13 protein-coding genes are annotated in these 10315 nt (G+C 51.8%); 1 reads left to right on the top strand and 12 read right to left on the bottom strand.

All coding sequences use genetic code 11. The features are described 5' to 3' along the window. Positions 1–552: SPASM domain-containing protein (locus OEV59_10070; GenBank protein MDH4228072.1), on the top strand; the 552-nt coding region annotated here is incomplete at its 5' end. A 39-nt stretch (positions 553–591) separates the two neighbouring features. On the opposite strand, the gene OEV59_10065 is transcribed toward OEV59_10070, so the two are convergent. From OEV59_10065 to waaF, 12 genes are all read right to left on the bottom strand, one after another. Then, positions 592–1782: a hypothetical protein gene (locus OEV59_10065; GenBank protein MDH4228071.1), complete on the bottom strand. Its 1191-nt coding sequence runs from the start codon at positions 1780–1782 to the stop codon at positions 592–594. A 28-nt stretch (positions 1783–1810) separates the two neighbouring features. Continuing rightward, positions 1811–2530, bottom strand: a complete 720-nt coding sequence (locus OEV59_10060; GenBank protein ID MDH4228070.1) for a DUF4412 domain-containing protein — start codon at positions 2528–2530, stop codon at positions 1811–1813. Positions 2531–2732: 202 nt separating this feature from the next. Beyond that, complete coding sequence (locus OEV59_10055) at positions 2733–3722, bottom strand: glycosyltransferase family 4 protein (protein MDH4228069.1); 990 nt, start codon at positions 3720–3722, stop codon at positions 2733–2735. Further along, positions 3719–4861 carry a glycosyltransferase family 4 protein gene (locus OEV59_10050; protein MDH4228068.1) on the bottom strand — a complete coding sequence of 381 codons (1143 nt, stop codon included), beginning with the start codon at positions 4859–4861 and terminating at the stop codon, positions 3719–3721. The genes OEV59_10055 and OEV59_10050 overlap by 4 nt, the downstream gene beginning before the upstream one ends. Then, positions 4858–5850: a class I SAM-dependent methyltransferase gene (locus OEV59_10045; GenBank protein MDH4228067.1), complete on the bottom strand. Its 993-nt coding sequence runs from the start codon at positions 5848–5850 to the stop codon at positions 4858–4860. The genes OEV59_10050 and OEV59_10045 overlap by 4 nt, the downstream gene beginning before the upstream one ends. 4 nt (positions 5851–5854) lie before the next feature. Next, positions 5855–6496: a class I SAM-dependent methyltransferase gene (locus OEV59_10040; protein MDH4228066.1), complete on the bottom strand. Its 642-nt coding sequence runs from the start codon at positions 6494–6496 to the stop codon at positions 5855–5857. A 6-nt stretch (positions 6497–6502) separates the two neighbouring features. Next, positions 6503–7387: a lysophospholipid acyltransferase family protein gene (locus OEV59_10035; protein MDH4228065.1), complete on the bottom strand. Its 885-nt coding sequence runs from the start codon at positions 7385–7387 to the stop codon at positions 6503–6505. A gap of 17 nt (positions 7388–7404) precedes the next feature. Further along, entirely contained in the window at positions 7405–7572 is a 168-nt protein-coding gene (locus tag OEV59_10030; protein ID MDH4228064.1) for a Trm112 family protein, read from the bottom strand. 16 nt (positions 7573–7588) lie between these two features. Continuing rightward, positions 7589–8596 carry a flippase-like domain-containing protein gene (locus tag OEV59_10025; protein MDH4228063.1) on the bottom strand — a complete coding sequence of 336 codons (1008 nt, stop codon included), beginning with the start codon at positions 8594–8596 and terminating at the stop codon, positions 7589–7591. Further along, positions 8581–9144: a phosphatase PAP2 family protein gene (locus OEV59_10020; GenBank protein ID MDH4228062.1), complete on the bottom strand. Its 564-nt coding sequence runs from the start codon at positions 9142–9144 to the stop codon at positions 8581–8583. Before OEV59_10020 ends, OEV59_10025 begins: the two co-directional genes overlap by 16 nt. A 5-nt stretch (positions 9145–9149) precedes the next feature. Next, positions 9150–9704 (bottom strand): HAD family hydrolase, encoded by a 555-nt coding sequence (locus OEV59_10015; protein MDH4228061.1) that lies wholly within the window; start codon positions 9702–9704, stop codon positions 9150–9152. Beyond that, positions 9697–10315 (bottom strand): lipopolysaccharide heptosyltransferase II (gene waaF / locus OEV59_10010; protein ID MDH4228060.1); only part of this gene is annotated, 619 nt, incomplete at its 5' end. The genes waaF and OEV59_10015, both read right to left, overlap by 8 nt.

Here is a 10315-nt window from a genome sequence, read left to right as displayed (position 1 = left end):
GCAGACTATGACCGCGTGCTTACGAATATCAGAAAATTCCTGGAGATAAAAAAGGCATCCGGCAGGACAAAGCCGTATACCGTCATCCAGGTCATAAAAGAATACGACTCAAAAAACCAGGAGCCTGGAATAGGCGATGCATTCAAGGCCCTGTTTGCAGGGCTTCCGGTGGACCTCTTTAACCCGATTGTCATGCAAAGCTTTGCCGGGCATTTAAAGGACTCGGATATCCGCCACATCCCGTATACCGGCAAATACACGCCGTGCCCGCAAATATGGAAGCGATTCGTCGTAGGCTGGGACGGACGCGCAATAGCGTGCTGCGTTGACTTAAACGCTGAGAACGTGGTCGGAGACGCGAAGCTGCAATCGTTAATGGATATCTGGAACGGCAAGGAGTTCAGAGGACTCAGGGAAAAAATCGCCAAGGGCGATTACAAGGACCTTCCTGCCTGCAGCCACTGCGACTTTCTCTGGAGGGAATATAAGGAGAAAAAAGGCAGCGCGCTAAAGCGGATGGCAAAAAAAATCGTCCGGCTACTTTTTACATAACGAGCCGAACGATTCTTAGGTTTAACGCCAGAGTACCGCTTAAATGCCGAGTTCCTTCTCCAGGTCGTCGGCCTCTTTCTCGAACTTCTTTTTATCGGTATCCTTCTTCTGTATTTTATCTATGCTGTCCTTGCTTTTCTTCACAGCATCGCTGCCCTTCTTTTTATTCTCAGTCTCAGCCTTTGGTTTAACGGCATTCATCTTCGCCTTATTCCCGGAGAGCCCGTAATACTCATAAGCTGACACAAACTCCCCTGCCTTCTCGGCCTTATCGCCGAGCTTTTCGGCCTTGTCGCGCGCAGTCTTCTCCTTATCCTTTCTCTCGGCTATATCATAGTAACGGAAAACGCGCATAAAGGTCATCGGGGCATCGCCCTGCGTTAGAAAAACCTCGTCTCCCCTTTTAACAGCCGTATCCTTTACGGTTTCAAGAAGCGGGTCGCCAAATATCAACGTCCAATCCTTTGCCCTTTTAAGGGCCTCGGGCGAAAGCCGCTCTGTCATCATGTCCGCTACCTTATTATAGACGCGCTTTTCGGTCTCAAGTTCGGCAAGGGCGTTCTTCCTGGCCATGCCTGTCAATTCATCGACATATGCGGCATTAAACTTATACTCCTTTAAGGCGTCCTCCCCGCCTACCTTCGCCTTGCGCTTGATAAAATGCTTTGCCGCGACGTCTACGGCCACGTACTCGGTTGTATTCTTACGCGCATACTTCATCACGCAATCATCTGCCTCGACAAAAAGCCCGTTACCCTCGTACCACGCGAACGCAGAGGCCTTATCGTTGAAACTCAGCTTATTTGACCCGTCGCATAGCCCTAACGGTTTATTCTTCATATACGGGTTCTCCGATGAATCCGGGTCGCTCATATGATCCATGGAGTGCTTATACGCTTTTTCACAAGTAGCATCGGGCGTTCCGGCAAATATATCGTCTGTCGAATAAAAAAGCCCCTTTGCCTCTGCCTTCTTTGCCATTACTTTTGCTATGCGCTTCCTGCCTTCCCATCCCTCTCTCGCCATGGCCTCGGTGGCGCACCAATCAGGGGTGTAATATAAGTACGCGTAAAGCAGGTTGCCTGCCTTTTCCGCCTCCTTGCCTTTACGCATGCTCTCGGCAGCTGCCTTGTAATCCTCGTCCATACAACCGCCGTCGGCAAAGACAAAAGACGCAAAAAACGCAACACCTGTACAAACAAACGCCGCAACAAGCAATATTTTTTTCATACAATCCTCCTGAATGCCGGCGTATCCGTTAAAACCCCGGGAGCTTCTTCTTTAGCAAATCCTTATAATCGGGGCTGCTTGGGGCCTTATCCTGCCCTTTATTCTTTCCGGAGCCCGAAGGCTGCTGTGGCGGGGCCGCCATCATGGAGCCAAACCCCATCTTCGAATACCCGGCAGGCAACTCAAAAAGGCTTGCAGGCTGCTTGCCGATCTTTATATCCGTAAGCTCCATCTTGATCCTGTCTTTTCTCTTCTCGTTCTTGGAGATGGCATCCATCTTCACCATTATACCTTCCTTGGTGGACCACATGAACCCGCCGAACTTGGAGCCGTCCTTGGCAGTAGCTATGATTTTGTACTTCGTGCACTTAAAGCCGTTTACCGTTTCCTCGCCCACCTCGGTCATCTCGTAATCCATATCGGACGCGCCCGTCTGGTTTTGCGGGCCATTGGCGTCGAGCGAGTGCTCCATGTACATTTTTTGATCCGGCATAAGCTGCCATGATACTTTCTTATCCTTTCTCAGTATCATTACGCTCGAACTGCCGCCCATCTCCATTTCGCGGCGCTCCTTGTCCTTGGCATGAAAGACCTTGCTTTCCACCTTGATATCAGCGGACTCCATGACCTCGGTAGCAGAGAACTCTACTGTCGGCTCCTTCGGCTTAGCGGCATCGGCAGGAATGCTATACATGACAAACGCAAGACATACGGCAAAAATAACGGCAAACTTCCTGATATTTTTCATAACAACCCCCCTATACTAAATTTTCGACAGCATTATCTGATTCTACATATACTCCAACCGCGTGGTATTTGCAATAACTATCGCACAACGAACGGCAGAGCAAACCGCTGCGCTAAAGACAATTCCAAGTTATTGACCAATAATAATCCGAACGTTTAACCGGGTATTCAGATATGCGCCTGCCCGGACGCAGAGTGAAAAACTACTCTGCGGCCTTTTCCAGAGCATCAACGAAAAGCGGTGCGGTATACTTTAGGGAATAACCTTCTTCAACGGTTTTAAGGGCATTATCGGAAAGGGCCTTGGAAAGCCCCCTCTCCTCTATCAGGCTGGAAACCTTTTTTACGAACTCGGCATTGTCTTTCGCAAGAAAACCATTGACGCCGTCATTTATGATTTCCTTATTCACTCCCACAGGGGATGCAACTGAAGCAACACCCGCTGCCATGTACTGAAGTAGCTTAAATCCGCACTTGCCTCTTGTCCACGCATCGTCAAGTAGCGGCATAAGACCTATATCAAAGCTCTTTATGTCAGATATTTCATCCTCAGCAGACCAATCTTTTTCTATCACGGGAATACCTTTGATATCAGGGAACTCATCTGCAACAATCTTTAATCTCACGTACGGCCTTTCGGCGTGAAGGCTCGATAGCGCGTCCTCGATATCCTTGAGATAACCTATCGTTGCCCTGCTCCCTATCCACCCAAGCGTGACGTGCCCGGAATCCTTCTTCGCGCTTATCTTACGATATGCGTCCGTGTCAACAGGCGTTGGGATGATGACAATGTCCTCACGGTATTTTCTTGCCCAATCGGCAAGATACTTATTTCCGGCTATCACTACGTCCGAGCCATAAACGGTGCGCTTGAACCTTGAAAGCCGTCGAATGGATGGCGCGGCCTTTTTCTTAGAATCGTCGAACATGACGGCATCGTCGAAGTCGTAGACGATGCGGCGCGCGTGCTTTCTAAGCACCCTCCACTCGATAGCGCCAAGAAGCCGCTTTTGAAGGAACACTACGTCGAATTCAGAAAACCTTTTAAAAAGCGCCCTGCGCTTAAAGAACCCTTCGGGAAGCGTAAAGACCTCGGCCTCATGCCCTGCTGCCTTCAAGTGCGGCAGGTACTGAAGAAAGCGGTACCTGGCGCTCGGCTTCTCGAGCCTTGTTGTGAGGAACGCTGCCTTCAACGCCCCCTCCTTAGCTTCGCCGCTTCCTCGCACACGGTAAGTGTTTCGTTCATCGTTCTCTCCCAGGTAAGTCCGCTTACAGCGTCCACTGCAGCGCGGCCCATGGAAGCGGCACGGCCACTACTTAAAAGCTCCTCGAATATGTGCTTTAAGCGCGCCGCGTCGTTCCACTCATTCATCACAAACCCGTTTACGCCCTCTGTTATGAACTCGGAAGCGCCGTTCTCCCTCGTTGTTACAACAGGTAGCGCCGTTGCCATGGCCTCGGCGCACGCGTTACTAAACGGGTCATACATAGTCGGGAGCACGAAAAAATCGGAAGCTCCGTATATCCTTTCTATATCCTTTCTTTCTCCGGCAAAGATAAGCGAAGCCTCATTAACACCAAGGAACGCGGCAGTCCGCCTCCACTTCGCGATATTGCCCTTTCCCGCCACTATGACGGTCAGTCCTTTGACTACGGCAAGGGCGCGAAGCACTGTCATGAGCCCCTTTCTTTCCCAGTTATTCGAAACGTACGCGGCAACAGTCTTGTCAGAAGCTATGCCAAGCTCCTTTCTCAGTATAGCACCATGTTTCCTGACTGCCGGAGAAAATACATTCCTGTCTATACCGTTATAAACGACCCTTACCTCTTGCTCTGAAAGGCCAAAGTACTGCCTCATATGCCCTTTGACAAGCTTCGAGTTCGTGATAATTAGGCCGTGGTTGCCCTTTGCCATGATACTTGCTTCCATCTTCCTGACAGCGAGGTTTACCGGCGTAAGAACGTACTTTAGCGCCCGCACAACAGGGTTTTGGTACTTAAGCCACATCCAATGGCTATGCACGCCGCCGCTTGCGCGGTAGACGTCCAGCGGATAGAAATGGCAAAGCCCGAGCACGGCGTCAAAATCACCTTTAGAGACAAGTGCGGCTGCCCTGGAATTAAAAAGAAAATGGCGGATGGCAGAGGGGAAAAACTTCGACACATCGACCTTAACGGCCTCAACGCCTTCCGGCGCATCTTTGCCTATTCTCTCGGCAAAGACCGTTACAGAGTGCCCGGCTTTCTTAAATGCAAGAGAGAGGCTCGCGCTTACGCGCTCTGCCCCGCCGCTCGAGAGAGAAAACCCCCTTGTCACAAGAGCTATCTTCATTGCTTCGCATCAGCCCCGAGATAAAACCTTACGACATCGGAGTTATTTCCCGCAGTCAGCTCCCTGTCGAGCTTCTTGAACTTTGCCATATCAGCGCGCGCGAAAAGAGCGTCGCTCTTCGAAAAATACTCCTTGGCTCTTTTTCCGAAGTACGAACGCTCGTGCACAAGGGATACTCCTTTTTTATACTGTTCGCTTGCCCAGATGCCGGAAGGATCGGAGAGGAATACGGCGCCTAAAATCTCGAACCCGGCCCTCTTTGCCAGCACCTCCATGCTCTTAGCGGTATGAATATGCAAATGTCGCGGCGCATCCAGCCCTACCCAGTCTCTGCCGTAGGTTTTCCAGGCATAAGTGCCGGCAACAGGCGTCGTAATAACAATACGGCCCGAAGGCGTCAATATCCTCGCGATATTTCTTAGCGCAGCTGCCGGGTCGGCCATGTGCTCGAATGAATGGTTCATGAAGACCGCGTCATAGGGGCCCTTGAGCTCGGACAACTCTGCCTTACGCACAACAACTCCCGGAGCAACGGCAGTGTCCTCCTCTATAAACGGGTCTGCCCCCTCTATATCGCGAAATCCCTCCTTCTTAAGCTTTAGAAGGAAAGCGCCGGAAGAACCGGCACCAGCATCCAATATCCTCGAATATGTCTTAAGGCCTGCCTTCTTCGCAACCGGCAATATCTTCGAGCCCTTCGTAAACACAGCGGCCACGGCGCCTAAAATACCGCCCTCGCCAAGTACGTGCCGCGTCCGCGACATCCTTAAAACCCCTGCTCCGCTGTATTTTCTTCTCGATGCCTTAAAGGAATAATAGTCCTTGGGGTAATATTTCGACATATCCGGCGGTATGGAGGCTATCTGCACGCAGCCGCAGGAGGCGCACTCTATGTACTCGAACTCCTCTTCGGTGCCAAAGTGCATCTCGCGCACGTTGTGCGTCTTGTTACCCGAAGAGTTCGAGCATATCCTGCAGACAAAAGCCACTGCCCTATGCCCTCGCGACCGCGACAATCGATTTGGCAAAGTCCACGTCAAGGTACTTATGGAGCCAGCTCATTACATATACGCGTATGAAGCGCCTGATGAACTGGTCGTTATAGATGCGGTACAACTTCGTTACATCGAACCCTGCCCAAAGTAGCGCTCCGGCAAGCTCCTCGTAGCGGTACGGGGTTCTGTGGTCAGAGTCCCAGTACCTGTTGGGATGATTGAGGTTTGGCGTGGATACTATCAGCCTTCCGCCTGCCTTTAGCAGCCCGCGAAGCTCTCTTAGAAGCTTCATTCCGTCCATGAACTCTATGTGCTCGATTACCTCGGAGAGAACGATTACGTCGAACTTTTCCTTGATTTCGCCAATCGAATAATAATCGTGGCTCTGGGTCTTGTCTATGTCCATGGTCTTATAGGTAACGCCGCCCGGAAGGCTGGATTCTATCTTGTCTGCGAGCCTGCGTGTCGATGCGCCAACGTCCAGTATGGCCTCGCCTCCCTTTAGCTCTTCAAGCACAACGTCCGAAAGTTTTTTACGGAGTTTGAGCTTGTAGACCGAAGGAAACACCTTACGCATCTCCTTACGCTTTGCATAGAACGTGCTCCAGCTGAATTCTTCTTTTCTTGCGGTGTTGGTCATAGAAACCTACCTTCTGTATTTTTTCCTCTCCCACCTCGAATGGAACCAGAACCATTCATCCGGGTAGAGGGCTATGAACTTCTCTATCGCCTTTGCAAAGCGCGCCGTGTTCTCTATTATATAGGCCTCTCTATCGCCTGTTGAGACGACTTCCACCGGCTTACCGAACATCACGCGGTGCTTATCCGTGCCTATGCGGCGCATGAACACCGGCACGACCGGGGAGCCGGTTCTTTGCACCAGAGCCGCAAGGCCTTTATTCGTATAAGCCATGGCGCCGAAAAAATCGACCTCGACCCCTTCTCTTCTCGACGACCTCTGGTCAAGAAGGATGCCGAGTATGCCGCCGGACTTAAGAAGCTCTATCATCTTTCGAAGCGCGTTTTCCTTCTCGATTATCGAGGTGCCAAACGCCCTTCTTACGGTCTCAAGATACCTGTTCACGTGTTTATTGTCAATTGGCCTGGCAACCGCCGTCATCCTGTACCCCTTTAACGCAAGGGCTGCGCTAAGGAGCTCCCAGTTGCCAAAATGCGCGGAGAGAAACACAACACCCTTGCCCTGCTTTAGCGCGGCATCGGCGTGCTCATTGCCCTCGAACTCGACATGCGAAGAAAAGTACTCCGGGCCAAAGCTCTTAAGCCTCGCCACCTCCGCCACACTCATACCGAGCTTCGAGTAAAACGACTTGACAATGGAGAGCACCTCGGCATCGGAAAGTTTATCTCCAAACGCTTTTTTTATGTTCTCCATTACCATGCGCCGCCTAAACGGCATAAGCGCGTACACGAGGGCCGCCATCAAGCGGCCAAGCGAGAGCGCAAGAGAATGCGGCAGCGCGTTAAAAAAAGCGATAGCGCCGCGTAAAACGATGTATATTATATAATCCATTGGCCGAAAAACCCTTCTTACACCTTCTTTGCCTCGGCGCTTAGCATCACCGGGATGCCGTCCCTTACCGGATAAGAGAGGCGGCACTTATCGCATACTATGGCGTCGTCCAAATCAGAGAGCCTTATCTTGCCCTTACACTCCGGGCACACGAGTATTTCCATTATCTCCTTTGATATTGTCATGAAGACCTCCTTAACCTTATTTTGCGCCTGGCGCCGCGGCCTTTTCGCCAAAATCCTTTGGCACGTGCAAAGCGCCTGCCCTGAAATAAGAAACAGCGCCCGGCAGGCTCACTACAACCGTTATAAAAAACCAGAGAAGGCTAAGCCCCAAAGCCTCGGCCTCGGTAGTGAGCGCTGCCTTTGTGAAAAGGAACACAAAAGCGCCCTCCCTCACTCCAAGCCCCGAGAATGTCACAGGGGCCATCGATACTGTTATTGCAGCAGGCACGAACAGGAAAAAGTACCCTAGCCCAGCGTCTATATTAAGCCCCTTTGCAAGAACAAAATAACCGAGTATCATGCCGCCCTGGACAACGAGGGCCAGGAAAAAAGCCTTGATAAGCACGTCAGAACGGCCTTTATAAGCGATAAAAGAGCCGTAGATTGAATCTATCAACTCGTTTACCCTGAAGAGCCTTATTTTTTTGAATATCCCGATTGCCCAGCCGTGAAGCGTTTCGCTCCACATGAAAGCGCTTATGGCAACAAAGGCCGCGACAACCGCCCAAAGCGCCGGCATAACGAACCCGACACCGCCCTCTGACAGGAGGCCGCCTCCCGATATCAGCGCTACGGCGGTAATGAGCATCAGCGCTGCGTACCCCGAATACCTGTCCATGAATATGGAGGCAACTGCAACGCCGCCGCGTTTTATTTTTTTATAGAGGTAATAACCCTTTATCACATCGCCTCCGACAAGGGTCGGAAGGAAACTGTTGAAAAAAAGCCCTATCCAGTATATCGAGGCAACGGTAGTTGCCGGAAGCTCGGCGTCCTTTTTAAGGATGGTCCTCCACCTGAAGGTAGCGGCCAGTTGCGTTCCAACGAATATCAACGCAGCCATGGCAACGTAGGGCCACTTGGCACCGGAGAGCACGCGGACAAACTCCTCTATATTCACGCGCGAGAAAAGAACATACAGAAGCGCGGCGCTTATAAGGATTTTCACTGTTATGATTGCGGTCTTTTTCAAGCCTGTTTCCATCCAAATGTTTTTTTGATGCGGATAAACCACGCGGCCGTAAGCTTCTTATCCACCGCCACAACGAAGACCGCTATAACCACGCCAAGCGCCGCACCGGCAAACACATCGGACGGATAGTGCTGCGCCCCGTACATACGCGAGAGCCCGACTAACATGGCAAACGGCACGAGCCAGAGCGCGTGGCGTTTAAAATAGAACGACAGCGTAACACACATTGCAAAGTACGCAAGCGCGTGACGGGACGGAAATGACGAAGACTCCTGGCAGCCGTAGAGCACCCTTAAGCCTTCTATGACAGCGCACGGCCTTGTGCGCGTAAAGACCTCCTTCATCACTGTCGCAAGCGCTGCTGCAATGACAAAGGCAACTGCGCCAAGCACTACATGCCACCTTTTCTCGGGCTTTACCGTAAAGAACGCAATCACGAGCGCAGCGGAAGTGGCAATGGAGAGTACTCCCTTCTTCAGGAAAAACGCCATAATAGCGTCCATGGCAGGGCCTGCCATGGCCTTATTTACAAACTCGAGTATTTGCACGTCAAGCGCCATATCGCCTAGAGCCCCATCTCCCTTATTGCCCAGTCAACTGCCTCACCAATTTCTTTTGCTATGAAGTCAGGGGCTCTGCCTGTTTCTCCAACCTTTGCGCTCTCGTCAGAGCCAAAGCCTGTGAGCACAAGCACCCCCCTGCCGCCTGCATTGTGCGCAAGCTCGACGTCGGTTAGCTTATCGCCTATTACAATCGCCCCCTTGAGCTCGAGCCCGTGCTCCGCGGCGGCTTGCTTTAACATTCCGATGGCAGGCTTTCTGCATGAGCAGCCGTCGTCAGGATGATGCGGGCAGAAGTACACGGCATCGGCCCTTGCACCTTCTTTTTTAAGAAGCTCAAGTAACCGCTCATTCGCCCTCCCGACCTCTGCCTCCGTAAAATAACCTCTGCCAACGCCCGACTGGTTCGTTAGAACAACCACGAAAACGCCAAGGTCGTTTAACTTCCTGACAGAGCGCGCAGCTCCTTCTATAAGAACGAGTTCCTCGGGGTTACGCATATATCCTATATCAACATTCAGCGTGCCGTCCCTGTCGAGAAAAACAACCTTCTTAGCCATTTCCCTTTTCCTTTCCAACAAGAAAGGCCTTTACCTCTGCGTACACCTCTTCCGGAGAGATGTCCATGCATTTATGGTGGCCGTACGGGCACTCGCGCTTATGGCAAAGCTTACAGTCCACGTTCTTCGAGATATACTTAACTTTATTACCAAGCGCTCCGGTAAGCGAGGGTTCGGTCCACCCGAACATCCCGACCGTAGGAGTGCCCAGCGCTGCGGCAACGTGCATGGGCCCTGAGTCGTTGGTTACAAAGGCGTCCATCATCTTCGCGAGCGCGAAGAACTCCTTTAATTTTGTCTTTCCTGCGAGGTTCAAGTGCCGTACGTCAAGTATCGCGGAAAGCTTGTCAGCTACCACCGCGTCCTCGCCCCCGCCAAATATCACGGGAAGCGCGCCGAACTCCTTGGCGCACCTCTTGGCAACTTCCTTGAAGCCCTCGAGCTTCCATCTTTTGGAAGGCCCGAAGCTTGCGCCCGGGGCAATGCCAATGAGTACTGTGCCCGGTTTGACGTTATTTTTCTCGAGTATCGCCTTTGCCGCGAAGATATCGGCCTCTCCAACGCGCACATCGGGCACAGGATGCGGCTTATCGAGCGACACATCCGCGCCA

The sequence above is a fragment of the Deltaproteobacteria bacterium genome, from assembly GCA_029858205.1.
Lineage (GTDB): Bacteria > Desulfobacterota > GWC2-55-46 > GWC2-55-46 > DRQE01 > JAOUFM01.
The sequence above is the reverse complement of the archived record's forward strand: the minus strand, read 5'-3'. Positions and strand labels throughout refer to the sequence as shown.

Excerpts from the sequence above, each read along its gene's own strand:
- OEV59_10065 (MDH4228071.1), bottom strand. The coding sequence starts at position 1,782 with ATGAAAAAAATATTGCTTGTTGCGGCGTTTGTTTGTACAGGTGTTGCG.
- OEV59_10060 (MDH4228070.1), bottom strand. The coding sequence starts at position 2,530 with ATGAAAAATATCAGGAAGTTTGCCGTTATTTTTGCCGTATGTCTTGCG.
- OEV59_10050 (MDH4228068.1), bottom strand. The coding sequence starts at position 4,861 with ATGAAGATAGCTCTTGTGACAAGGGGGTTTTCTCTCTCGAGCGGCGGG.
- OEV59_10040 (MDH4228066.1), bottom strand. The coding sequence starts at position 6,496 with ATGACCAACACCGCAAGAAAAGAAGAATTCAGCTGGAGCACGTTCTAT.
- OEV59_10035 (MDH4228065.1), bottom strand. The coding sequence starts at position 7,387 with ATGGATTATATAATATACATCGTTTTACGCGGCGCTATCGCTTTTTTT.
- OEV59_10030 (MDH4228064.1), bottom strand. The coding sequence starts at position 7,572 with ATGACAATATCAAAGGAGATAATGGAAATACTCGTGTGCCCGGAGTGT.
- OEV59_10025 (MDH4228063.1), bottom strand. The coding sequence starts at position 8,596 with ATGGAAACAGGCTTGAAAAAGACCGCAATCATAACAGTGAAAATCCTT.
- OEV59_10020 (MDH4228062.1), bottom strand. The coding sequence starts at position 9,144 with ATGGCGCTTGACGTGCAAATACTCGAGTTTGTAAATAAGGCCATGGCA.
- OEV59_10015 (MDH4228061.1), bottom strand. The coding sequence starts at position 9,704 with ATGGCTAAGAAGGTTGTTTTTCTCGACAGGGACGGCACGCTGAATGTT.